At 71.4% G+C, this 23,577-nt stretch carries 17 protein-coding genes and 1 pseudogene; 12 read left to right on the forward strand and 6 right to left on the reverse strand.

Annotated features, from left to right (window positions below):
• Positions 1-55 precede the first annotated feature (55 nt).
• The gene (locus ACPT94_RS01475; RefSeq protein ID WP_425244882.1) at positions 56-2,320 is read right to left on the reverse strand and encodes an MMPL family transporter; all 2,265 of its coding nucleotides are present in this window, start codon (positions 2,318-2,320) and stop codon (positions 56-58) included.
• A 176-nt stretch (positions 2,321-2,496) separates the two neighbouring features.
• Here ACPT94_RS01475 and ACPT94_RS01480 point away from each other — a divergent pair, with 176 nt between their 5' ends.
• The 3 genes from ACPT94_RS01480 (at position 2,497) to ACPT94_RS01490 (ending at position 5,887) form a co-directional block, all read left to right on the forward strand.
• Entirely contained in the window at positions 2,497-3,135 is a 639-nt protein-coding gene (locus tag ACPT94_RS01480) for a TetR family transcriptional regulator (RefSeq protein WP_360336751.1), read from the forward strand.
• Positions 3,136-3,225: 90 nt separating this feature from the next.
• Positions 3,226-3,465, forward strand: coding sequence for a heavy-metal-associated domain-containing protein (locus tag ACPT94_RS01485; RefSeq protein ID WP_360336753.1), 240 nt, complete (start codon positions 3,226-3,228; stop codon positions 3,463-3,465).
• An 82-nt stretch (positions 3,466-3,547) separates the two neighbouring features.
• Positions 3,548-5,887 carry a heavy metal translocating P-type ATPase gene (locus ACPT94_RS01490; RefSeq protein WP_360336755.1) on the forward strand — a complete coding sequence of 780 codons (2,340 nt, stop codon included), beginning with the start codon at positions 3,548-3,550 and terminating at the stop codon, positions 5,885-5,887.
• Positions 5,888-6,964: 1,077 nt separating this feature from the next.
• On the opposite strand, the gene ACPT94_RS01495 is transcribed toward ACPT94_RS01490, so the two are convergent.
• Both ACPT94_RS01495 and recD2 read right to left on the reverse strand, forming a co-directional pair.
• Complete coding sequence (locus tag ACPT94_RS01495) at positions 6,965-8,254, reverse strand: citrate synthase (RefSeq protein WP_360336757.1); 1,290 nt, start codon at positions 8,252-8,254, stop codon at positions 6,965-6,967.
• Between the two features lie 241 nt (positions 8,255-8,495).
• Positions 8,496-10,751 (reverse strand): SF1B family DNA helicase RecD2, encoded by a 2,256-nt coding sequence (recD2, locus tag ACPT94_RS01500; RefSeq protein ID WP_360336759.1) that lies wholly within the window; start codon positions 10,749-10,751, stop codon positions 8,496-8,498.
• Positions 10,752-10,877: 126 nt separating this feature from the next.
• Here recD2 and ACPT94_RS01505 point away from each other — a divergent pair, with 126 nt between their 5' ends.
• The 6 genes from ACPT94_RS01505 to ACPT94_RS01530 all read left to right on the forward strand — a co-directional run bounded on the left by ACPT94_RS01505 (position 10,878) and on the right by ACPT94_RS01530 (position 17,372).
• Positions 10,878-11,894, forward strand: a complete 1,017-nt coding sequence (locus ACPT94_RS01505; protein WP_360336761.1) for a LacI family DNA-binding transcriptional regulator — start codon at positions 10,878-10,880, stop codon at positions 11,892-11,894.
• Positions 11,891-13,432, forward strand: coding sequence for a sugar ABC transporter ATP-binding protein (locus tag ACPT94_RS01510; RefSeq protein WP_360336763.1), 1,542 nt, complete (start codon positions 11,891-11,893; stop codon positions 13,430-13,432). The genes ACPT94_RS01505 and ACPT94_RS01510 overlap by 4 nt, the downstream gene beginning before the upstream one ends.
• Positions 13,422-15,368, forward strand: coding sequence for an ABC transporter permease/substrate-binding protein (locus tag ACPT94_RS01515; protein WP_360336765.1), 1,947 nt, complete (start codon positions 13,422-13,424; stop codon positions 15,366-15,368). Before ACPT94_RS01510 ends, ACPT94_RS01515 begins: the two co-directional genes overlap by 11 nt.
• A gap of 103 nt (positions 15,369-15,471) precedes the next feature.
• On the forward strand, positions 15,472-16,377 hold the full coding sequence (locus ACPT94_RS01520) for a ribokinase (protein WP_425244883.1): 906 nt from the start codon (positions 15,472-15,474) through the stop codon (positions 16,375-16,377).
• A complete protein-coding gene (gene rbsD, locus ACPT94_RS01525) occupies positions 16,374-16,763 on the forward strand; it encodes a D-ribose pyranase (RefSeq protein ID WP_360336769.1) in 390 nt (129 codons plus the stop codon). The genes ACPT94_RS01520 and rbsD overlap by 4 nt, the downstream gene beginning before the upstream one ends.
• 273 nt (positions 16,764-17,036) lie before the next feature.
• Positions 17,037-17,372, forward strand: a complete 336-nt coding sequence (locus ACPT94_RS01530) for a hypothetical protein (protein ID WP_360336771.1) — start codon at positions 17,037-17,039, stop codon at positions 17,370-17,372.
• 106 nt (positions 17,373-17,478) lie between these two features.
• On the opposite strand, the gene ACPT94_RS01535 is transcribed toward ACPT94_RS01530, so the two are convergent.
• The 3 genes from ACPT94_RS01535 to ACPT94_RS01545 are packed head-to-tail and all read right to left on the reverse strand — an operon-like array spanning position 17,479 to position 20,611.
• Positions 17,479-18,279: a sugar phosphate isomerase/epimerase family protein gene (locus tag ACPT94_RS01535; protein WP_360336991.1), complete on the reverse strand. Its 801-nt coding sequence runs from the start codon at positions 18,277-18,279 to the stop codon at positions 17,479-17,481.
• Positions 18,280-18,308: 29 nt separating this feature from the next.
• Positions 18,309-19,463, reverse strand: coding sequence for a dihydrodipicolinate synthase family protein (locus tag ACPT94_RS01540; protein ID WP_425244884.1), 1,155 nt, complete (start codon positions 19,461-19,463; stop codon positions 18,309-18,311).
• Entirely contained in the window at positions 19,460-20,611 is a 1,152-nt protein-coding gene (locus ACPT94_RS01545; protein ID WP_360336775.1) for a Gfo/Idh/MocA family protein, read from the reverse strand. The genes ACPT94_RS01540 and ACPT94_RS01545 overlap by 4 nt, the downstream gene beginning before the upstream one ends.
• Before the next feature lie 299 nt (positions 20,612-20,910).
• On the opposite strand from ACPT94_RS01545, the gene ACPT94_RS01550 reads away from it, so the two are divergent.
• The 3 genes and pseudogenes from ACPT94_RS01550 to ACPT94_RS01560 all read left to right on the forward strand — a co-directional run bounded on the left by ACPT94_RS01550 (position 20,911) and on the right by ACPT94_RS01560 (position 23,247).
• The gene (locus ACPT94_RS01550) at positions 20,911-21,957 is read left to right on the forward strand and encodes a LacI family DNA-binding transcriptional regulator (protein WP_360336777.1); all 1,047 of its coding nucleotides are present in this window, start codon (positions 20,911-20,913) and stop codon (positions 21,955-21,957) included.
• 142 nt (positions 21,958-22,099) lie between these two features.
• A pseudogene (locus ACPT94_RS01555) lies at positions 22,100-22,399 on the forward strand (dihydrofolate reductase family protein); the annotation flags it as partial.
• Positions 22,400-22,446: 47 nt separating this feature from the next.
• Positions 22,447-23,247, forward strand: a complete 801-nt coding sequence (locus ACPT94_RS01560; RefSeq protein ID WP_360336779.1) for a sugar phosphate isomerase/epimerase family protein — start codon at positions 22,447-22,449, stop codon at positions 23,245-23,247.
• The last annotated feature ends 330 nt before the right edge of the window (positions 23,248-23,577 follow it).

Consider the following 23,577-nt stretch of genomic DNA (forward strand, 5'->3'; position numbering starts at 1 on the left):
GGAGATCACCGGGATCCCCGGGACCACCGGTGATCACCGGTGATCACCGCGAACGCTAGCCGCGCGCCCCCACCTTGTCCTCCTCCCGGTCCGGCTCCCCGAGCGGGGCGGGCTCCCCCTCGCTGAGCCCGAAGCGGGCGTGGAGCCTCCGCAGGGGTGCCGGCGCCCACCAGGTGGCCTTCCCCGTGAGCCGCATGATCGCCGGGACCAGGAGACTGCGGACGACCATCGCGTCCATCAGGACCGCCAGGGCGATGCCGAGCCCGAGCATCTTGGTGTTGGTCACGCGGGAGGTGCCTATCGCGACCATCACGACCGCGAGGATGACGGCCGCCGCGGTGATCAGGCCGCCCGTGCGCTGCAGGCCCAGGCGGATCGCCCGCTCGTGGCCGCCGTCCCCCACTGCCTCAAGGGGGCGGGAGGCGCCCCCACGGTCGTACTCCTCCTTGATGCGGGAGAGGAGGAACACGCCGTAGTCCATCGAGAGGCCGAAGGCCACGCAGAACATCAGGACCGGCAGGGTCGTCTCGATGGAGCCGGGGCTGGTGAAGCCGAGCAGGCCGGAGAGGTGGCCGTCCTGGAAGACCCAGACCACAGCGCCGAACATCGCCGTCAGGCTGAGCGCGTTGAGCAGCACCGCCTGGAGGGGGATCAGCACGCTGCCGGTGAGCAGGAAGACCAGGATCAGGGTGACGACCACGATGAAGGTTGCCGCCCAGGGCAGTTGTGCGGCTATCGCGTGCTTGGAGTCGACCAGGGCGGCCGCCGTGCCGGTCACCTTGGTGTCGAAGGGTGCCCCGGTTGCGCGCAGGTCACCGACCAGGCGCTGGGCGGCATCGTCGACGGCCTCGCCCTTGGGCAGCACCGTGAAGTACGCCGAGTCGCCGTTCACCAACGGGCCGTCCACCCGGGCCACTTCGGGCAGGGCGGCCACGCGCTCCTTGTAGGCCGCGTACTGCGCCTCGGTCGCCCTGCCCTCGGCGAGGACCTCCAGGCCGCCGCCGGGGCTGCCCGGGAAGCCGTCCCTGATGTGCTGCTGCACGACGTGGGACTCGGCGGAGGAGGGCAGCTGGCGATCGTCCGCGGTGCCGAACCTGACGCCCAGGAAGGGCAGTCCGAGGAGGACGAGGACGGCGGTGGTCGCCAGGGCGAAGAAGGGGGCCCTTCGCATGACCAGGGTCGCCGTGCGCGCCCAGGCGGTGCCGTCCTCCCTGCCCGCCGCCTCGCCCTTCCCCTTGGCCGGTCCGCCCCTGCGGAAGAGGCGGCGCAGGTCCAGGGAGTCGACCCGGTGGCCGAGCAGGATCAGGGCCGCCGGGAGCAGGATGAGGGCGGCCGCGGCGGCCAGCAGGACCACGGCCATGCCGGCGTAGGCGAAGGAGCGCAGGAAGTACTGGGGGAAGACGAGCATCGCCGCGAGGGACACCGCGACGGTGAGCGCGGAGAACAGCACCGTGCGGCCCGCCGTGCGCAGGGTGGTGGCGATGGCGGTGAGCGGCTCGGCGCCGCCGGCGAGTTCCTCCCGGAAGCGGCGGACGATGAACAGGGCGTAGTCGATGGCCAGGCCGAGGCCCAGGGCGGTGGTGAGGTTCATGGCGAAGATGGAGACGTCCGTGAACTCCGCGAGGCCGCCGAGGATCGCGTTCGTCCCCAGGATGGCGACGATGCCGACGCCCAGCGGCAGCAGGGCGGCGACCGCGCTGCCGAAGACCATCACCAGCAGCACCAGGGTGATCGGCAGGGCGATGATCTCGGCGCGGGTGAGGTCCTCCTGGATGGTCGTCTGCATCTCGTGCCGCACGGCGACGATGCCGCCGATCCTGACCTCCACCGGGCCGTGCGTGCCGCGCAGCGCGGGGGCGATGCGGTCGAGGGTCTCGCCCATCGTCTTCTCGTCGCCGGTGACGCGGGCGGCGATCAGCGCTTCGTGACCGTCCTGTGCGCGCAGGGCGGGGGCCGACGACGCATCTGCCTGCCAGTAGGAGCCGACACCGACGACGCCCTTCTCACCGGCCAGCCGCTCGGTGAGCCGGGTGGCCTCGGCAACGACCGCCGGGTCGTCGACGGAGGCGCGGCCGGAGTCGACGAGCAGCAGCAGGTTCGGCTGGGAGGCGGGGAACTCGCGTTCCAGGGCCTTGGTCGCGTAGGTGGACTGGGCGTCCGGGTCCTCCCAGCCGCCGCTGCCGAGCCGGTCGGCGACCCCGCTGCCGGCCAGCACCGCGAGCACGGTGAGCACCAGGGCGGCGAGCAGGGACAGGCGGGGGCGGGCGGTCACGAACCTGGTCCAGCCTCCGACACGCGGCGGGCCGTTGACTTCGGTCATGGTGCGGTGTCCCCTTCACCTTGATTCGCCGTGACCCGTGCCGACTCGGACAGGCAGCATGGGTGCGCCATTGCCAATAGACTGGCAAACACGAGAGATCGCTCGCGTTTCTGAGATCAAGAATGCGAGCGACCGCTCGTGTTTGTCAATCGCGTTCGGAGAGCTGGGGATAACGCGTGCCCGAGAACCAGGAGAAGGAGCAGCCGCGCCGCCGTCAGGCGCGGGGCGAGCGCCGTATCGCCCAACTCCTCGAAGCCGCCGCGTCCGTCTTCTGCACGACCGGCTACACGGCCGCCAGCACCAACGCCATCGCCCGCGAGGCGGGCGTCTCCCCGGGCACGCTCTACCAGTTCTTCCCCAACAAGGAAGCGATCGCGATCGAGCTGGGCGACCGCCTCATGCACGAGATGCGGGAGACCTACGGCGAGGCGCTCGCCCCGGTCGACCCCGCGACCCCGCTGGAGGAGGCGGTCGGCGCCGCCGTCGACCGGTTCATCGCCTTCAACTGCGAGCACCCGGTGTTCTTCGCCCTGATGCACGGCCCCGACATCCCCGGCCGCATCGCCGAGGAACACGACGCCCTGCACGCCACGCTGCTCTCCCGGATCGAGGGCCTGCTCTCCTCGTTCCTGCCCGACGCGCCCCCCGCCGACCTCACCCGCGTCGCGTACATGTGCCTCGGCCTGTACAAGGCGGGCCTGGAGCTGGTCCTCGGCCACGAGGGGGCGGAGCGCGACGCGTATGTGCAGGAGCTGAAGAACGCCCTCACCCGTTATCTGGAGCCACTGGTGGGCAACCGCGTCGACAGCGCCTGAGGATCCTGGAAATACCCCCAAGGGGTATAGTCTGCAAGTGGAGGGCCCCCATGGACCCCCTCAGCCCCACGCCTCGACGAGGAGAACGAGATGACAGCCCAGACCGACACCCCGGGTTCCGTCACGACCGTCTACAAGGTGAGCGGCATGAGCTGCGGCCACTGCGAGGGCGCCGTGTCCGCGGAGATCTCCGGACTGCCCGGCGTCAGCTCGGTCCAGGCCGTCGCCTCCACCGGTGAGGTCACCGTCGTCTCCACCGTCGCCCTGGACGAGAAGGCCGTACGGGACGCCGTCGACGAGGCCGGCTTCGAGCTGGTCGGCCGCGCCTGAGGCCCCTTTTCGGCATCGGGCCGTACCGACCGGTCGACACCCGGTGGGATACGGCCCGTTTCCGCTCCCTGGGAGTACGGACATGTCCAGCACCACCGCCACGGCCCCCATAGCCGCCGAGAGCTCCGAGGTCGAGCTGCTCATCGGCGGCATGACCTGCGCGTCCTGCGCGGCCCGCGTGGAGAAGAAGCTCAACCGCATGGAGGGCGTCTCCGCGACGGTCAACTACGCGACGGAGAAGGCCCGGATCACCTACCCCGCGGGCATCGAGGTCGCCGACCTGATCGCGACCGTCGTGAAGACCGGCTACACGGCGCAGGAGCCGGCGCCTCCGGTACCGGACCCGGCGCCGGAGGAGACGTCGGCCGACGCCGACCCCGAGCTGACGGCGCTCCGGCAGCGCCTCCTCGTCTCCGTGCTGCTCGCCGCGCCCGTCGTACTGCTCGCGATGGTTCCGGCGCTGCAGTTCGACAACTGGCAGTGGCTGTCGCTGACCCTCGCCGCGCCGGTCGTCGTCTGGGGCGGCCTGCCCTTCCACCGGTCGGCCTGGACGAACCTGCGGCACGGCGCCTCCACCATGGACACGCTCGTCTCGGTGGGCAGCCTTGCCGCGTTCGGCTGGTCGCTGTGGGCGCTCTTCCTCGGCCACGCGGGCATGCCCGGCATGCGGCACCCCTTCGAGCTGACGGTCTCGCGGACGGACGGCTCCTCCACGATCTACCTGGAGGTCGCCGCCGGCGTCACCGCCTTCATCCTGCTCGGCCGCTACCTGGAGGCCCGCTCCAAGCGGCGCGCCGGGGCCGCCCTGCGGGCGCTGACGGAACTGGGCGCGAAGGACGTGGCCGTGCTGCGACACGAGGAGGGCGAGCGCGGAGCGCTCTCGGTCGAGGGTGGCGGCCGGAGACGGGCGGGCGGCCGCGAGGTGCGGATCCCGGTGGACCGGCTGGCGGTCGGGGACCGGTTCGTCGTACGGCCCGGGGAGAAGATCGCCACGGACGGAACCGTCGTCGAGGGCGTCTCCGCCGTGGACGTCTCCATGCTGACCGGCGAGTCGGTGCCCGTGGACGTCGGCCCGGGCGACGCCGTCACCGGCGCGACCGTGAACGCGGGCGGCCGGCTCGTCGTCGAGGCCACCCGGATCGGCGCCGACACCCGGCTCGCCCACATGGCGAAGCTGGTGGAGGACGCGCAGAACGGCAAGGCCGAGGTGCAGCGGCTGGCCGACCGCGTCGCCGGCATCTTCGTCCCCGTGGTCCTGCTCATCGCGTCCGCCACCTTCGGGGCCTGGCTCGGGCTCACCGGTGACACCGTCGCCGCGTTCACGGCGGCCGTCGCGGTCCTGATCATCGCCTGCCCGTGCGCCCTGGGCCTGGCCACGCCGACCGCGCTGCTCGTCGGCACCGGCCGGGGCGCGCAGCTGGGCATCCTCATCAAGGGCCCCGAGGTCCTGGAGAGCACCCGTCGCGTCGACACCGTCGTCCTCGACAAGACCGGCACGGTCACCACCGGCCGGATGACCCTCCAGGAGGTGTACGCCGCCGAGGACACCGACGTAAAGCAGCTGCTGCGGCTCGCGGGCGCCCTGGAACACGCCTCCGAGCACCCGGTCGCCCGGGCGGTGGCCGCGGGCGCCGAGATGGGGGTCCCCCCGCTCGAGGAAAGCCGGGAGTGGGGGCGGGCCGGGGAGCTGCCGGCGGTCGAGCACTTCGAGAACGTGCCGGGGCGGGGCGTACGCGGGCGCGTGGAGGGACGGGACGTGACCGTCGGGCGCCTCGTCGACGCCCCGCTCCCGCCGGAGCTGGCCCGCGCCAAGGACGAGGCCGAGCGGGACGGTCGTACGGCTGTCGTCGTCGGGTGGGACGGGGCGGTGCGCGGGGTGCTGGCCGTCGCCGACACGGTCAGGGAGACCAGTGCCCAGGCGGTGCGCGAGCTGCGGGCGCTGGGGCTCACGCCCGTGCTGCTGACCGGGGACAACCGGGCGGTGGCCCAGGCGGTGGCCGGCCGGGTCGGCATCGACGAGGTGATCGCCGAGGTGCTGCCCGAGGACAAGGTCGACGTCGTCAGGCGGCTCCAGGGCGAGGGACGGGTCGTCGCGATGGTCGGCGACGGCGTCAACGACGCGGCCGCGCTCGCCGCCGCCGACCTGGGGCTGGCCATGGGGACGGGCACGGACGCGGCGATCGAGGCGGGCGATCTGACGCTGGTGCGGGGGGATCTGCGGGTGGCCGCGGACGCCATCCGGCTGTCCCGGCGGACCCTGGCGACGATCAAGGGCAATCTCGTCTGGGCCTTCGGATACAACGTGGCCGCGCTGCCGCTGGCCGCCGCCGGGCTGCTGAACCCGATGCTCGCCGGGGCGGCGATGGCCTTCTCGTCGGTCTTCGTGGTGACGAACAGTTTGCGGTTGCGGACCTTCCGCTGACCCCGAGGGGCACGCGCGCCAAGTTACCGTCGGTTAGGCGAAGTCGAAACAACTAGCCCCCTGGAGTCCTGCGCGAGCCTCACATAAGCTCTTCACAAGGCTCGCGCATCATCCTTACGCTTGGGCCTCGATCGCTGTATCCGGTCTCTTGCGTATCTAACGGGACATATGCAAGAGACGCAGATCACAGTGATGCGAACGTAACCATCGAAGGGGTTCGAAGGTCTAAGTTGACGGTGTCAGCAAGCGTCTTGGGGGGCGCGAACTGACATCTGGGGATGTCTTGGGGGACTTCCTCAGAGATGCGTTGCCGGGGCACGCACACCGGGAAGCTTTGAGCGGCCCTCCCAGCGTGCGCTGTCCCGGCAGATCGCACACGGCAGGAGTACGGCGAGTTCTGCTCGTTTCGCTCAACACCTGCCAGCCAGACAACCGCATATGGCATCAGCGATTCAGGCGCTGTGTCCTCACAAGCGCCCGGCCGGATCCCGTGGGGGGAATCCGCACCGGGACATGGGAAGGCGCCCTGGTCGTCGGCCCGTGGGGGGACCGGCGCACCAGGGCGCCTTCTGCTGCGCCCGGACACCTCGGCGATGCGGCGCCCGACTCTTCCGCAGGCTCCAGGACCGCCCTCGTCACGCCGACGGGCCGCCCTCACGGACAGCCCGTCACACTGAAGGGCTGCCCTTATGGACAGCCCTTCAGCCTTCGGCAACCACGGCACTCGGCCGACGGGGGGACCGGTGCAGCAGCGCCCCCTCACCCGTGGATGTCAGCGCTCCTCGACGGGGACGAAGTCCCGCTCGACCACGCCCGTGACCGTGCCGACCCGGGGGACCACCCCCGGACCCCCGGCCGCGGACCCGGCACCGCAAGCCCTCAGTGACGGGGAACCAGTGCAGCGGGCCCCCTCACCCGTGGATGTCAGCGCTCCTCGACGGGGACGAAGTCCCGCTCGACCACGCCCGTGACCGTGCCGACCCGGGGGACCACCCCCGGACCCCCGGCCGCGGACCCGGCACCGCAAGCCCTCAGTGACGGGGGACCGGTGCAGCAGCGCCCCCTCACCCGTGGATGTCAGCGCTCCTCGACGGGGACGAAGTCCCGCTCGACGACGCCCGTGTAGATCTGGCGGGGGCGGCCGATGCGGGAGCCCGGCTCCTTGATCATCTCGTGCCACTGGGCGATCCAGCCCGGGAGGCGGCCGAGGGCGAACAGGACCGTGAACATCTCGGTCGGGAAGCCCATGGCCCGGTAGATCAGGCCGGTGTAGAAGTCGACGTTGGGGTAGAGGCTGCGCGAGACGAAGTAGTCGTCGGAGAGCGCGTGCTCCTCCAGCTTCAGCGCGATGTCCAGCAGCTCGTCGGACTTGCCGAGGGCGGAGAGGACGTCGTGCGCGGCGGCCTTGATGATCTTGGCGCGCGGGTCGAAGTTCTTGTAGACCCGGTGGCCGAAGCCCATCAGGCGGACGCCGTCCTCCTTGTTCTTCACCTTGCGGATGAAGGAGTCGACATCGCCGCCGGTGGCCTGGATGCCCTCGAGCATCTCCAGCACCGACTGGTTGGCGCCGCCGTGCAGCGGGCCCCACAGGGCGGAGATGCCGGCGGAGATCGAGGCGAACATGTTCGCCTGCGAGGAGCCCACCAGGCGGACCGTGGAGGTCGAGCAGTTCTGCTCGTGGTCGGCGTGCAGGATGAGCAGCTTGTCCAGGGCGGCGACCACGACCGGGTCGAGCTCGTACTCCTGGGCGGGGACCGAGAAGGTCATGCGCAGGAAGTTCTCGACGTAGCCGAGGTCGTTGCGCGGGTAGACGAACGGGTGGCCGATCGACTTCTTGTACGCGTACGCGGCGATCGTCGGGAGCTTGGCGAGCAGACGGATCGTCGAGAGGTTGCGCTGCTTCTCGTCGAACGGGTTGTGGCTGTCCTGGTAGAAGGTGGACAGCGCGGAGACCACCGACGACAGCATGGCCATCGGGTGGGCGTCGCGCGGGAAGCCCTTGTAGAAGTTCTTGACGTCCTCGTGCAGCAGGGTGTGCTGCGTGATGTCGTTCTTGAAGGCCGAGAGCTCGTCGACGGTCGGCAGTTCACCGTTGATGAGCAGGTAGGCGACCTCCAGGAAGGTGGAGCGTTCGGCCAGCTGCTCGATCGGGTAGCCGCGGTACCGGAGGATCCCGGCCTCACCGTCGAGGTAGGTGATGGCGGATTTATAGGCGGCGGTGTTGCCGTATCCGCTGTCCAGGGTCACAAGACCGGTCTGGGCGCGGAGCTTCCCGATGTCGAAGCCCTTGTCGCCGACGGTGCTGTCGATCACCGGGTAGGTGTACTCGCCGTCGCCGTACCGCAGTACTACAGAGTTGTCGCTCACGTCATCCCTCACCGACGTTGTGCCTCTTCTTCGAGGTTGCCCTGACTGTCTCTACCATCCCCCATTTGGCGCAGGAGAGTGCACTCGGGGGCGACCATTGGGCTTATCGACGGCACTCAGTGCCGTCAACTTGCTCATCCTGCCGCCTTCGTCACGCTTGCGGAAGTGCTCTGTGACCTTCACGACTCATTTGATCGATCATTTTTTGTGATGTCTCGGCATTGACGGACGGAGGGCGAGGTCAGAAGCCGGAGAGCCGGAAGTCGAGTGCCGTGCAGCGGCGTCCGGCCGACACCGTGCGCACCGCCTGTCCGATCGCCTTGCGGGAACCGACGAGGACGACCAGCTGCTTGGCGCGGGTCACCGCCGTGTACAGGAGGTTGCGTTGGAGCATCATCCACGCCCCGGTGGTGACCGGGATCACCACGGCGGGATATTCACTCCCCTGTGAACGGTGGATGGTCACCGCGTACGCGTGGGCCAGTTCGTCCAGTTCGTCGAATTCGTACGGCACCTCCTCGTCCTCGTCCGTCAGCACCGTGAGGCGCTGGTCGACCGGGTCGAGCGAGGTGACCACGCCCACGGTGCCGTTGAAGACACCGTTCTCCCCCTTCTCGTAATTGTTGCGGATCTGGGTGACCTTGTCGCCGACGCGGAAGACCCGGCCGCCGAACCGCTTCTCGGGCAGGTCGGGACGGCCCGGGGTGATGGCCTGCTGGAGCAGGCCGTTGAGCGTGCCGGCGCCGGCGGGGCCGCGGTGCATGGGGGCGAGGACCTGGACGTCGCGGCGCGGGTCCAGGCCGAACCTGGCCGGGACGCGGCGGGCGGCCACGTCGACCGTGAGCCGGCCGGCCTCCTCCGTGTCGTCCTCGACGAAGAGGAAGAAGTCCTTCATGCCGTCGGTGACCGGGTGCTGTCCGGCGTTGATCCGGTGGGCGTTCGTCACCACGCCCGACTGCTGGGCCTGGCGGAACACGCGCGTGAGGCGCACGGCGGGGACGGGGCTGCCGTCCGCGAGCAGGTCGCGGAGGACTTCGCCCGCGCCGACGCTGGGCAGCTGGTCGACGTCTCCGACGAAGAGCAGATGGGCGCCCGGGGGCACGGCCTTCACCAGCTTGTTGGCGAGCAGCAGGTCCAGCATGGACGCCTCGTCGACGACCACCAGGTCGGCGTCGAGCGGGCGGTCGCGGTCGTAGGCCGCGTCGCCGCCGGGCCTGAGCTCCAGCAGGCGGTGGACCGTGGAGGCCTCGGCGCCGGTCAGCTCGGCCAGGCGCTTGGCGGCGCGGCCGGTGGGGGCGGCGAGCAGGACCTTGGCCTTCTTGGCGCGGGCCAGCTCCACGACCGACCGGACCGTGAAGGACTTGCCGCAGCCGGGGCCGCCGGTGAGCACGGCGACCTTCTCGGTCAGCGCCAGCTTGACGGCGGCCTCCTGCTCGGGCGCGAGGTCCGCTCCCGTACGGCCCCTCAGCCAGGTCAGCGCCTTGTCCCAGGCCACGTCGCGGAAGCCCGGCATGCGGTCCTCCGGCGTGCGCAGCAGGCGCATCAGCTGGCCGGAGAGGGAGAGTTCGGCGCGGTGGAAGGGAACCAGGTAGACGGCCGTGACGGGTTCTCCTCCGTCCGGTCCCGGCACCTTCTCGCGTACGACGCCGGGGTCCTCGCCCTCCTCCGGGACCCGGGCCAGCTCGGCCAGGCACTCGATGACGAGGCCGGTGTCGACCTGGAGGAGCTTGACCGCGTCGGCGATCAGCCGCTCCTCGGGCAGGTAGCAGTGGCCCTGGTCGGCGGACTGGGACAGGGCGTACTGCAGGCCGGCCTTGACCCGCTCCGGGCTGTCGTGCGGGATGCCGACGGACTGGGCGATCTTGTCGGCGGTGAGGAAGCCGATGCCCCAGACGTCGGCCGCGAGCCGGTACGGCTGGTTCTTCACCACCGAGATCGAGGCGTCGCCGTACTTCTTGTAGATGCGGACCGCGATCGACGTGGAGACCTCGACGGTCTGGAGGAAGAGCATGACCTCCTTGATCGCCTTCTGTTCCTCCCAGGCGTCGGCGATCTTCCTGGTGCGTTTCGGTCCGAGGCCGGGGACCTCGACGAGACGCTTCGGCTCCTCCTCGATGATCTTCAGGGTGTCCATGCCGAAGTGCTGGGTGATGCGGTCGGCGAAGACCGGGCCGATGCCCTTGACCAGTCCTGATCCGAGGTAGCGGCGGATGCCCTGGACGGTGGCCGGGAGGACGGTCGTGTAGTTCTCCACCAGGAACTGCTTGCCGTACTGCGGGTGCGAGCCCCAGCGGCCCTCCATGCGCAGCGACTCGCCGACCTGGGCGCCGAGCAGCGCGCCGACGACCGTGAGGAGGTCGCCGCCGCCTCTGCCGGTGTCGACGCGGGCGACCGTGTAGCCGTTCTCCTCGTTGGCGTACGTGATGCGCTCGAGCACGCCCTCGAGCGTGGCCAGTCGCCGCTCTCCCGCCCGGGACGCCCCCGCCTGATCGGTCATGGTCCGACGGTACCGCCGGGGTCTGACATCACGATCCTGTCTCGGGGTCTTGCCTACTGCCGTGTAATCGATTCCAATCCTCTCTACACGTCGATGTAATCGATTCCACGAGGAGGTGGAGCGGCGATGGCGAGCATCAAGGACGTCGCTGCCGAGGCGGGGGTCTCCGTCGCCACGGTCTCGCGCGTCCTGAACGACCATCCGTCGGTCAGCGAGGACGCACGCACGCGCGTACTGGCCGCCGTCGAGACGCTGGGCTACCGCCCGAACGCCGTCGCCCGGTCGCTGCGCACCGACCAGACCCACACCCTCGGGCTGGTCATCAGCGACGTGATGAACCCCTACTTCACCGAACTGGCCCGCTCCGTCGAGGAGGAGGCCCGCGCGCTCGGCTACAGCGTCATCATCGGCAACGCCGACGAGCGGCCCGACCTCCAGGACCACCACGTACGGACCCTGCTCGACCGCCGGATCGACGGCCTGCTCGTCTCCCCCACCGACGGCGGCTCGCCGCTGATGCTGGACGCCGTGCGCGCGGGGACGCCGATGGTGTTCGTCGACCGGTGGATCCCGGGCGTGGACGTGCCGGTGGTCCGGGCGGACGGACGGGCGGCCATCCGGGACCTGGTCGCTCATCTGCACGGGCTGGGGCACCGCAGGCTCGCCATCATCGCCGGGCCCGCCGCCACCACCACGGGCAGCGAGCGCGTCGAGGCCTTCCGGGCGGCATTGGCCGAACACGGCCTTCCCCTGCCCGACGCCTACACCGGGCAGGGCGACTTCCAGGCCGAGAGCGGGCGGCGGGTCACCGACGGCTTCCTCGACCTGCCCGAGCCGCCCGAGGTCGTCTTCGCGGCCGACAACCTGATGGCGCTGGGCGCGCTGGACGCCGTACGCGCGCGTGGACTGCGCGTTCCCGACGACATCGCGCTCGCCGCGTTCGACGACATCCGCTGGTTCGTGCACACCGATCCGCCGATCACGGCGATCGCCCAGCCGACGGGCGAGCTGGGACGCGCCGCCGTGCGCGCGCTCGTCGACCGCATCGAGGGACGGCCCCCGCAGTCCGTCACCCTCGCCGCCCGTCTCGTCGTACGCCGCTCGTGCGGCGAGAACCCTGCAAGGAACAGGAGCCAGTCGTGAGCAACGCGGACGAGTTGCTGCGCATCGAAGGCATACGGAAGACCTTCCCCGGGGTGGTCGCGCTCGACGGCGTCGACTTCGACCTGCGCCGGGGCGAGGTGCACGTACTGCTCGGTGAGAACGGCGCGGGCAAGAGCACCCTCATCAAGATGCTCTCCGGCGCCTACCGCCCCGACGCCGGGCGGATCCTGGCCGGCGGCGAGGAGGTGCGCATCCATGGTGCGCAGGACTCCGAGCGCCTCGGGATCGCCACCATCTACCAGGAGTTCAACCTCGTACCGGATCTGACGGTCGCCGAGAACATCTTCCTGGGGCGGCAGCCGCGCCGCTTCGGGATGATCGACCGCAAGCGGATGGAGGCCGAGGCCGCCGTCCTGCTGGAGCGGGTCGGCGTCAACGTCTCTCCCCGCGCGCGCGTGCGCGAACTCGGCATCGCGCGCCTGCAGATGGTCGAGATCGCGAAGGCGCTGAGCCTGAACGCGCGCGTGCTGATCATGGACGAGCCGACGGCCGTGCTCACCTCCGAGGAGGTCGAGAAGCTCTTCGCGATCGTGCGCAGGCTGCGCGAGGACGGCGTGGGCATCGTCTTCATCACGCATCACCTGGAGGAGATCGCCGCCCTGGGCGACCGGGTCACGGTCATCCGCGACGGCAGGAGCGTCGGCCAGGTGCCCGCCACCACGCCCGAGGACGAGCTCGTACGGCTCATGGTGGGCCGTTCCATCGAGCAGCAGTACCCGCGTGAGCGCGCCGACACGGGCGCCGCCCTGCTGTCCGTGGAGGGCCTCACGCGCGACGGTGTCTTCCACGACGTCAGCTTCGAGGTGCACGCCGGTGAGGTCGTCGGCATCGCGGGGCTGGTCGGGGCCGGTCGTACCGAGGTCGTACGGGCCGTGTTCGGGGCGGACCCGTACGACCGGGGAGCGGTGCGGGTCGGGGGCGCGCGACTGCCCCGGTACGACGTGAACGCGGCCATGGCGGCCGGGGTCGGGCTCGTACCGGAGGACCGCAAGGGTCAGGGACTCGTCCTGGACGCCTCCGTCGAGGAGAACCTCGGGCTGGTGACCATGCGGTCGGCGACCCGGGCGGGGCTCGTCGACCTCAAGGGCCAGCACGAGGCCGCCGACCGGATCGCGCAGCAGCTCGGTGTGCGGATGGCGGGCCTCGGCCAGCACGTGCGCACGCTCTCCGGCGGCAACCAGCAGAAGGTCGTCATCGGCAAGTGGCTGCTCGCCGACACCAAGGTGCTGATCCTCGACGAGCCGACGCGCGGGATCGACGTCGGCGCCAAGGTCGAGATCTACCAGCTCGTCAACGAGCTGACGGCCGCCGGTGCCGCCGTCCTGATGATCTCCAGCGATCTGCCCGAGGTGCTCGGCATGAGCGACCGGGTGCTGGTGATGGCCCAGGGCCGGATCGCCGGCGAACTCCCGGCCGACGAGGCCACCCAGGACGCCGTGATGGCACTCGCCGTCAGCGCTCCTGGCACCCCCAGTACCCCTACTACTTCCGAAGTGGAGGCCGGCCGTGGCCGCTGACACGCTCAGGAGCACAACGGGCGCCGGTGGCGCCGCGGCGGTACGCCGTCTGCTGCTCGACAACGGGGCGCTCACCGCGCTCATCGTCCTCGTCATCGCCATGTCGGCGCTGTCGGGCGACTTCCTGACCACCGACAACCTGCTCAACGTGGGCGTGCAGGCCGCCGTGACGGCCATCCTCGCCTTCGGCGTGACCTTCGTGATCGTCTCGGCGGGCATCGACCTGTCGGTCGGCTCGGTGGCGGCCCTGTCGGCCACCGTCCTGGCCTGGAGCGCCACCCAGCAGGGCGTCCCGGTCGTGCTCGCGGTCCTCCTCGCGATCGTCACCGGCATCGTGTGCGGTCTGGTGAACGGTTTCCTCATCGCGTACGGCAAGCTGCCTCCGTTCATCGCCACGCTCGCGATGCTGTCGGTGGGCCGCGGTCTGTCGCTGGTGATCTCCGAGGGCTCCCCGATCGCCTTCCCCGACTCCGTCTCGCACCTGGGTGACACGCTGGGCGGCTGGCTGCCCGTCCCCGTGCTGGTCATGGTCGTCATGGGTCTGATCGCCGCGTTCGTGCTGGGCCGGACGTACATCGGCCGCTCGATGTACGCCATCGGCGGCAACGAGGAGGCCGCGCGCCTGTCCGGTCTGCGCGTGAAGAAGCAGAAGCTCGCCATCTACGCCCTGTCCGGGGTGTTCGCCGCCGCCGCGGGCATCGTGCTCGCCGCCCGGCTGTCCTCCGCGCAGCCGCAGGCCGCCGACGGCTACGAGCTGGACGCGATCGCCGCGGTCGTCATCGGCGGCGCGTCCCTCGCAGGTGGTACGGGCAAGGCCTCCGGCACCCTGATCGGCGCGCTGATCCTGGCGGTGCTGCGCAACGGCCTCAACCTGCTCTCCGTCTCCGCGTTCTGGCAGCAGGTCGTCATCGGTGTCGTCATCGCGCTGGCCGTCCTGCTGGACACCGTGCGCCGCAAGGCCGGGGCGACGCCGGCGGCGGCGGGCACGGGCGGCGGCAAGGGCAGGCAGGCGGCGACGTACGGTCTCGCGGCCGTCGTCACCGTGGCGATCGTCGGCGCGACCTCCTTCCTGCACAGCGGCTCGTCCTCGGCGGCGAACCCGAAGATCGGTCTGGCGCTGTCGACGCTCAACAACCCCTTCTTCGTGCAGATCCAGTCGGGTGCGAAGGCCGAGGCCAAGCGGCTCGGCGTCGACCTGACCGTCACGGACGCCCAGAACGACGCCTCGCAGCAGGCCAACCAGCTGCAGAACTTCACCAGCTCCGGCTACGACTCGATCATCGTCAACCCGGTGGACTCCGACGCGGCCGGTCCGGCCGTGCGCGCCGCCGACAAGGCGAAGATCCCGGTCGTCGCGGTCGACCGCGGCGTCAACAAGGCGCCGACGGACACGCTCGTGGCCTCCGACAACGTCGCCGGCGGCGAGCTCGCCGCGAAGACGATCGCCGAGAAGCTCGGCGGCACCGGCAAGATCGTGATCCTGCAGGGCCAGGCGGGCACCTCCGCCGCCCGGGAGCGCGCCGAGGGCTTCGCCAAGGGGCTGAAGGCCTACCCGGGCATCCAGGTGCTGGCCCAGCAGCCGGCCGACTTCGACCGCACCAAGGGCCTCGACGTGATGTCGAACCTGCTCCAGGCGCACCCGGACGTCCAGGGCGTCGTCGCCGCGAACGACGAGATGGCGCTCGGCGCGATCAAGGCGCTCGGTTCCAAGGCGGGCAGGTCCGTCCAGGTCGTCGGCTTCGACGGCACGCCGGACGGCCTGAACGCGGTGAAGGACGGCACGCTGTACGCGTCCGTCGCGCAGCAGCCGTCCCAGCTGGGCAGAATCGCCGTGGACAACGCGCTGAAGGCGCTGCAGGGCAAGAAGGTCGAGCAGACGGTGAAGGTGCCGGTGAAGGTGGTCACGAAGGAGAACGTGGCCGGCTTCAGCGGCTGACATCGGCGGGCGGGCGGACAGCCGTTCGGGACACGAGGGTCCTTCGGGATCTCAGGGTCCGTGCGGCCGTCCGCCCCACGTCACGTAGCAGGGGAGTTCTTTCATGTACGACTACGACCTACTGGTCGTAGGGTCGGCCAACGCCGACCTGGTGATCGGCGTCGAACGACGGCCGGGGGCCGGCGAGACGGTCCTCGGTTCCGACCTGGCCGTCCACCCGGGCGGCAAGGGCGCGAACCAGGCCGTCGCGGCGGCCCGCCTCGGCGCCCGTACGGCCCTGCTGGCCCGGGTCGGCGACGACGCGTACGGCCGGCTGCTGCTCGACTCGCAGCGGGCGGCCGGCGTCGACACGGTGGGCGTGCTGGTGGGCGGGGCGCCGACCGGGGTCGCGCTGATCACGGTGGACCCGTCCGGCGACAACAGCATCGTCGTCTCACCGGGCGCGAACGGCCGGCTGACACCGGCGGACGTACGGGCCGCGGAGGGCCTGTTCCAGTCCTCCCGGGTGGTGTCGGCGCAGCTGGAGATCCCGCTGGAGACGGTCGTGGCGGCGGCGGCGAGCCTGGCGCCGGACAGCCGCTTCGTGCTGAACCCCTCCCCACCGCGTCCGCTGCCCGCCGTGCTGCTCGCGGCCTGCGACCCGCTGATCGTCAACGAACACGAGGCCAAGGTGATCCTGGGCGAGGCGTGTTCGAGCGACGAGCCGGAGGACTGGGCACGGCTCCTGCTCGCGAAGGGGCCGCGGTCGGTGGTGGTAACGCTCGGCGCGGAGGGTGCGCTGGTGGCGTCCACCGAGGACGGTGTCGAGCGGGTCGCGTCCGTCGAGGTGGACGCCGTGGACACGACGGGCGCGGGTGACTCCTTCACGGCGGCGCTGGCGTGGAAACTGGGCGCGGGCGCGTCGCTCGCGGAGGCGGCGGCGTACGCGGCACGGGTGGGGGCGGTCTCGGTGACGCGGCGGGGCGCGCAGGAGTCGTTCCCCACGGCGGAGGAGGTCGGAGCTCTGTGAAGAAGGCGGGAATCCTGAACCGTCATCTCTCCGGTGCGCTCGCCGAGCTGGGGCACGGGGACGGGGTGCTGGTGTGTGACGCCGGCATGCCGATACCGGACGGGCCGCGCGTGGTCGACCTCGCCTTCCGGGCGGGGGTGCCGTCGTTCGCGGAGGTGGTGGAGGGGCTGCTGGAGGAGCTGGTGGTGGAGGGAGCCACGGCTGCCTCCGAGGTGCGGGAGGCCAATCCGGCGGCGGCCGGGCTGCTGGCCGGCCACTTCACCGAACTCGTCTACGTCTCGCACGAGAAGCTGAAGGAGTTGTCGGCCGGGGCGCGGCTGGTCGTACGGACGGGTGAGGCACGGCCGTACGCCAATGTGCTGCTGCGGTGCGGGGTCTTCTTCTGAGCCGCTCACCGGCGCCCGCACGCCGCTGACCCGCGCGCGGACGCGCGCAGACGCTTCGAGGGGCCCGGTCCGTCGACCGGGCCCCTCGGCTTGCCCCCTCCAACCATCAGAACCCCCGCGATCCCCCCAGATCCCCCTCCAGAAGTCCTGACGCCCTGTACGACCGGCGGGGGCCGGGCAGGGTTGCACGCTCATCGAGTTTTTCTTCGCGGAGCCTCTGAGACTCCTCAAGTCGCTTGCCGGGCAGGGATCATGGCGGTCACGGTGCTCCCCATGACAGGAATCACGGGGCTGAACAAGAAGCACAACTTCGTGCTGCTCGTCCGGGACGCGGACGTGGTCGCCGCGGCCCTGCGTGAGGCGCTGGCCGAGGCCTCGCCCGGGGAACGCCCCGGCCTGGAACGCGCCGCCGCACTCGTCGAGTCCACCGCCGCCGCCACCGAGACCGAGCTGCGCGCCCGCTGGGTCCGCTCGCGGCTGGCCGCCGTCGGCTTCACGGGGGACATCGCCTCGGTCGCGGCGGTGAGGGCACTGCGCCGGGCCGAGCCGAAGCTGAGCCTGCTGGCCGCGGTGCAACTGCAGAAGGAGGCAGTGGTCCATCCGGAGTGATCCGTCAGGCCCGAGCGACCCGGAACACCCGAGCGGCCGCGCACAACGGAGGTGCGTCGAGGAGTGCCGGCCGCCCAGAGCCCCTGGACGGCCGGCCGCCCCTTCGTCAGTGCCGTACGTGCTCCACGAACCGCGCCGCCGTCTCCGCCAGCACCTCGCGCCCGTCCCGCGCCCACAGCCCGTCGTTGAACAGCTCGACCTCGATCGGGCCCGTGTAGCCGGCCGCCTCGACGTAGCCCTGCCACTCGCGCATGTCGATCGCGCCGTCGCCGATCTGGCCCCGGCCGGTGAGGACGCCCTCCGGCAGGGGGGTGGTCCAGTCGGCGAGCTGGAAGGTGTGGATACGGCCGCCCGCGCCCGCCCGGGCGATCTGCTCGGGGGCCGTGTCGTCCCACCAGATGTGGTACGTGTCCACCGTGACGCCCACCTGGTGTGCGGGGAAGCGTTCCGCGAGGTCCAAGGCCTGGGCGAGGGTGGAGACCACGCAGCGGTCGGAGGCGTACATCGGGTGGAGCGGCTCGATGGCCAGCTTCACCCCGTGCTCCTCCGCGTACGGGCCCAGCTCGGCCAGCGCGTCCGCGATGCGCTCCCGCGCGCCCCGCAGGTCCTTCGAACCGGCGGGCAGGCCGCCGGAGACCAGCACGAGCACCTCCGTGCCCAGCGTCGCCGCCTCCTCGACGGCGCGGCGGTTGTCGGCCAGGGCCGTGGCCCGCTCCTGCGGGTCGATCGCCGTGAAGAAGCCACCGCGGCAGAGCGTCGTCACCGCCAGGCCCGCGTCGCGGACCAGCTTCGCCGTCGCCTCCAGGCCGTACGTCTGGACCGGCTCACGCCAGAGGCCGACGCCCGGCACGCCCAACTCCAGGCACGCGTCGACCAGTTCCGGCATCGACAGCTGCTTGACCGTCATCTGGTTGATGCTGAAACGCTCGAGACCGGTCACTGGGCCACTCCGTACAGGGCGAGCAGGTTCTTCATCCGCTCCTCCGCCAGCTTCGGGTCCGGGAACAGGCCCAGGCCGTCGGCGAGTTCGTAGGCGCGGGCGAAGTGCGGGAGGGAGCGGGCCGACTGGAGGCCGCCGACCATGGTGAAGTGGGACTGGTGGCCCGCCAGCCAGGCCAGGAAGACCACGCCCGTCTTGTAGAAGCGGGTGGGGGCCTGGAAGAGGTGGCGGGAGAGGTCGACGGTCGGGTCCAGGAGCTCCCGGAAGCCGGCCACGTCGCCCGTGTCCAGGACCCGTACGGCCTCCGCCGCCAGCGGGCCCAACGGGTCGAAGATGCCGAGCAGGGCGTGGCTGAAGCCCTTCTCGTCGCCCGCGATCAGCTCGGGGTAGTTGAAGTCGTCGCCCGTGTAGCAGCGCACACCCTGCGGAAGCCTGCGGCGGATGTCGATCTCGCGCTGGGCCTCCAGCAGCGACACCTTGATGCCGTCGACCTTGTCCGGGTGCGCGGCGATGACCTCCAGGAAGGTGTCCGTCGCCGCGTCCAGGTCGGACGAGCCCCAGTAGCCCTCGAGCGCCGGGTCGAACATCGGGCCCAGCCAGTGCAGGATCACCGGCTCGGAGGACTGGCGCAGCAGGTGGCCGTAGACCTCCAGGTAGTCCTCGGGGCCCTGGGCGGCCGCCGCCAGCGCGCGGGAGGCCATCAGGATGGCCTGGGCGCCGGAGGCCTCGACGAGGGCGAGCTGCTCCTCGTAGGCCGCGCGGACCTCGGCGAGGGTCGCCGGGCCGGTGAGCTGGTCGGTGCCGACGCCGCAGGCGATGAGACCACCGACCGCCTTGGCCTCGGCGGCGCTGCGGCGGATCAGCTCGGCCGCGCCCGCCCAGTCCAGGCCCATGCCCCGCTGGGCGGTGTCCATGGCCTCGGCCACGCCGAGTCCGTGGGACCACAGGTGGCGGCGGAAGGCGAGGGTCGCGTCCCAGTCGACGGCGGCGGGCGAGTCGGGGGTGGTGTCGGCGAACGGGTCGGCCACGACGTGGGCCGCCGAGAAGACCGTACGGGAGGTGAAGGGGGCGCCGGTGGTGACGGCGAGGGGCTCCGTGCGGGGCTCGTAGGTCCGCAGGCCGCCCTTGCCGTCGGGCAGTTGGATGGTCACAGCTGGATCTCCGGTACGTCGAGACGGCGGCCCTCGGCGGACGACTTCAGGCCCAGCTCGGCGAGCTGGACGCCGCGGGCGCCGGCGAGCAGGTCCCAGTGGTAGTCGGCGCCGGTGTAGACGTGCTTGAGGAACAGCTCCCACTGGGCCTTGAAGCCGTTGTCGAAGTCGGCGTTGTCGGGCACTTCCTGCCACTGGTCGCGGAAGACCTCGGTGGCGGGGATGTCCGGGTTCCACACGGGCTTGGGGGTGGCCGACCTGTGCTGGACCCGGCAGTTCCTGAGCCCGGCCACCGCCGAGCCCTCCGTGCCGTCCACCTGGAACTCCACCAGCTCGTCGCGGTTGACGCGCACGGCCCACGAGGAGTTGATCTGGGCGATGGCGCCGCCGTCGAGCTCGAAGATGCCGTAGGCGGCGTCGTCGGCGGTGGCGTCGTAGGGCTTGCCGTTCTCGTCCCAGCGCTGCGGGATGTGGGTGGTGGCGATGGCCTGGACGGACTTCACCCGGCCGAACAGCTCGTGCAGGACGTACTCCCAGTGCGGGAACATGTCGACGACGATGCCGCCGCCGTCCTCGGCGCGGTAGTTCCAGGACGGGCGCTGGGCGGCCTGCCAGTCGCCCTCGAAGACCCAGTAGCCGAACTCGCCGCGGACGGAGAGGATCCGGCCGAAGAAGCCGCCGTCGATGAGGCGCTTCAGCTTGAGCAGGCCGGGGAGGAAGAGCTTGTCCTGGACGACGCCGTGCTTGATGCCGGCCTCGTTGGCGAGCCGGGCGAGCTCCAGGGCGCCTTCGAGGCCGGTGGCCGTCGGCTTCTCCGTGTAGATGTGCTTGCCGGCCGCGATCGCCTTCTTGATCGCCTCCTCACGGGCGGAGGTCACCTGAGCGTCGAAGTAGATCTCGACGGTCGGGTCGGCGAGGACCGCGTCCACGTCCGTCGAGACGTGCTCCAGGCCGTGCTGCTCGGCGAGCGCCTTCAGCACGTGCTCGCGGCGGCCGACCAGGATCGGCTCCGGCCACAGCACGGTGCCGTCGCCGAGGTCGAGGCCGCCCTGTTCGCGGATGGCCAGGATGGAGCGGACCAGGTGCTGGCGGTAGCCCATGCGCCCGGTCACGCCGTTCATGGCGATACGCACCGTCTTGCGTGTCACGTGGGTCCCTTTCGTAGGTCGTACGCAGCGTTCCGACGCGTCTCGTACGCGGTTGTGCGCGCCGCGTACGCCTTTTCCTGATCAGCGTTACAGCAAGCGCTTTCTATCCAATGAGAAGCTAGCCTCTGACCAGCGGTCTGGACAAGACCGTGTCCATCCCGAGTTGTTCGAGGGGGCGAACAAACGGGGTCCTTGGCCGTAAGGTCTGCTCGGCACGCCCGGAACCATGCCCGCGGCGTGCCCTGTCTACGAGGGCGTACGACGACGTACGACGAGATGCGCGACCGGAGGACGACGAGATGACGGTGACCCTGGCGGACGTGGCGGCCCGCGCGCAGGTCTCCCCCGCGACGGTGTCGCGCGTACTGAACGGGAACTATCCCGTGGCCGCAACCACCCGGGAGCGGGTGCTGCGCGCTGTGGACGAGCTGGACTACGTACTGAACGGACCCGCGAGCGCGCTGGCGGCGGCCACCTCCGACCTGGTCGGCATCCTGGTCAACGACATCGCCGACCCGTTCTTCGGGATCATGGCGAGCGCGATCCAGTCGGAGATCGGGGGACCGGGCGGCAGAGCCGGCGGGGAACGGCTGGCGGTGGTGTGCAACACCGGGGGCACGCCCGAGCGTGAGCTGACCTACCTGACGCTGCTGCAGCGGCAGCGGGCCGCGGCCGTGGTGCTGACCGGCGGGGCCGTGGAGGACGAGCCGCACGCGGCGGCGGTGGCGGCGAAGCTGCGGAAGCTGGGGGAGGCGGGGACGCGGGTCGTCCTGTGCGGGCGCCCGCCCGCGCCGGAGACCGGGGCGATCGCCCTGACCTTCGACAACCGGGGCGGAGGACGGGAGCTCACCGAGCACCTCATCGGGCTCGGCCACCGGCGCCTCGGGTACATCGCGGGCCCCGAGGAGCGGACGACGACCCGCCACCGGCTGGAGGGCCACCGCGCCGCGCTGGCGGCGGCCGGCATCGAGGAGGACCCCCGTTGGACCGTCCACGGCCGCTACGACCGGCGGGCGGGCTACGAGGCGACGCTGGAGCTGCTGCGCCGCGACCCGTCCCTGACGGCCGTCGTCGCCGCGAACGACTCGGTGGCGCTGGGAGCGTGCGCGGCACTGCGCGAGTCCGGGCTGCGCATCCCCGAGGACGTCTCGGTCGCCGGTTTCGACGACCTCCCCTTCAGCATCGACGCGGTGCCCGCCCTGACGACGGTACGGCTGCCGCTGGCGGAGGCGGGGGCCCGGGCGGGCCGGATCGCGATGGGCCGGGAGGAGCCGCCGCCCGGCGGGATCGCCACGGTGCGGGGGGAGTTGATGGTGCGGGGGTCCTCCGGGGTGCCTCGGGGGTGAGGGGCCGGGGCGGGGGCGGGGGCGGGGCGGCTCGGGGACCCCGGGACTTCTCCGGTCCCCGGGACTTCTCCGGTCCCCGGGACTTCTCCGGTCCCCGGGACTTCTCCGGTCCCCGGGACTTCTCCGGTCCCCGGCTCCGACCGAGGACCGCCTGGTGTCGAACTGGCGCGAGACGACGATCCCGCGCTCGCTCGACGACGTCGCCGCGTTGCAGGAGACCGAGGACGGCCCGATCATCGTCCATGGCAGCGCCACCCTGAACCACGCCCTCTCGGACGCCGGCCTGATCGACCGTTACCACCTGCTCGTCTTCCCGCTCCTGCTCGGCGCGGGAAAGCGCCTCTTCAGCGCCACCGACAAGGACACCCAGAAGCTGGAGCTCGTCGAGCACGAGGTCTACGCCAACGGTCTGCAGAAGAACGTCTTCGACGTCGTCCGCTGACGCCCCCCGGCTGGACCCGCACCGCACCCGCGGGCCACAGTGGGACCATGAAGCTCGCCTTCTCCACCCTCGGTGTTCCCGGTCTGCCGCTCGCCGACGTGCTGCGGCTCGCCTCCGCCCACGGCTACCACGGCGTCGAGTTGCGCGCCCACCCGGAGGAGCCGGTGCATCCCGGCCTGGAGCCCGCCCAACGCGCCGCCGCGGCCGCCGAGTTCAAGGCGGCCGGGGTCGAGATCCTGGGACTCGCGGGGTACGCGCGCGTGGCCGCGCCGGGTGCGGACGAGCCCGTGATCGAGGAGGTGCGCGGACTCATCGGCCTCGCCCGTGACCTCGGCGCGCCCTTCGTCCGCGTCTTCCCGGGCGGGTCCGACACCCAGTCCCCCGCCGAGGCGGACGCCGTCGCCGCCCGGCGGCTCGGGACCGCCGCCGAGTACGCCGCCGACCTCGGTGTCCGCGTCCTGCTGGAGACCCACGACTCCCATCGCACCGGCGCCGCCGCGACCCGCGTCCTCGGCCTCGTCGGGCACCGGCAGGTGGGCGCGCTGTGGGACGTGATGCACACCTGGCTGGGCGGCGAGCAGCCGCAGGAGACGTACGCGGCACTCTCGCCGTACCTCGGATACGTGCAGGTGAAGGACATCGCCTCGGCCGAGGACACCACCCCGCTGGCACTGGGCGCGGGAGTGCTGCCGCTCGCCGAGTGCGTGGAGGTCCTCTCCCGGCACGGGTGGGACGGCTGGCTGTGCTGGGAGTACGAGAAGCGGTGGTACGAGAACGCCGAGCCGTTGGACGGGTTGTTGCAGGCGGGGCGGGAGCATCTGGGGCGGTTGCTCAACGAGTCCGCCTGAGGGTCCGGCCCCTGGTTAGGCCTGTCCGGGGTCGCCCCCGGGGGGATCGCCCTGCCGGGACCACCCTGCGGGCATGGCCCTCCCGGGATCGCCCCGCCGGGATCGCCCCGCAGGGACCCTCTGCGGGGAGGCCCCTGCCGGGATCTTCCCCGTGGGGATGCCCCTGCCGGGATCGCCCTGCCGGGACCCTCTGCGAGGGCGCCCCTGCCGGAATCTCCCCGCAGGGATCGCCCCGCCGGGCCCGCCTTGCCGGGCCCCCTGCGAGGATGGCCCGCCCGGGATATCCCCGCCGGGACCCCCTGCGGGGATATCCCCGCCGGAATCTCCCCG

This window comes from Streptomyces aurantiaciflavus (assembly GCF_049808595.1).
Lineage (GTDB): Bacteria > Actinomycetota > Actinomycetes > Streptomycetales > Streptomycetaceae > Streptomyces.

Coding starts and splice junctions, on each gene's coding strand:
- ACPT94_RS01475 (WP_425244882.1), bottom strand. CDS start 2,320: ATGACCGAAGTCAACGGCCCGCCGCGTGTCGGAGGCTGGACCAGGTTC.
- ACPT94_RS01485 (WP_360336753.1), top strand. CDS start 3,226: ATGACAGCCCAGACCGACACCCCGGGTTCCGTCACGACCGTCTACAAG.
- ACPT94_RS01490 (WP_360336755.1), top strand. CDS start 3,548: ATGTCCAGCACCACCGCCACGGCCCCCATAGCCGCCGAGAGCTCCGAG.
- recD2 (WP_360336759.1), bottom strand. CDS start 10,751: ATGACCGATCAGGCGGGGGCGTCCCGGGCGGGAGAGCGGCGACTGGCC.
- ACPT94_RS01505 (WP_360336761.1), top strand. CDS start 10,878: ATGGCGAGCATCAAGGACGTCGCTGCCGAGGCGGGGGTCTCCGTCGCC.
- ACPT94_RS01520 (WP_425244883.1), top strand. CDS start 15,472: ATGTACGACTACGACCTACTGGTCGTAGGGTCGGCCAACGCCGACCTG.
- ACPT94_RS01530 (WP_360336771.1), top strand. CDS start 17,037: ATGACAGGAATCACGGGGCTGAACAAGAAGCACAACTTCGTGCTGCTC.
- ACPT94_RS01535 (WP_360336991.1), bottom strand. CDS start 18,279: ATGACGGTCAAGCAGCTGTCGATGCCGGAACTGGTCGACGCGTGCCTG.
- ACPT94_RS01550 (WP_360336777.1), top strand. CDS start 20,911: ATGACGGTGACCCTGGCGGACGTGGCGGCCCGCGCGCAGGTCTCCCCC.
- ACPT94_RS01560 (WP_360336779.1), top strand. CDS start 22,447: ATGAAGCTCGCCTTCTCCACCCTCGGTGTTCCCGGTCTGCCGCTCGCC.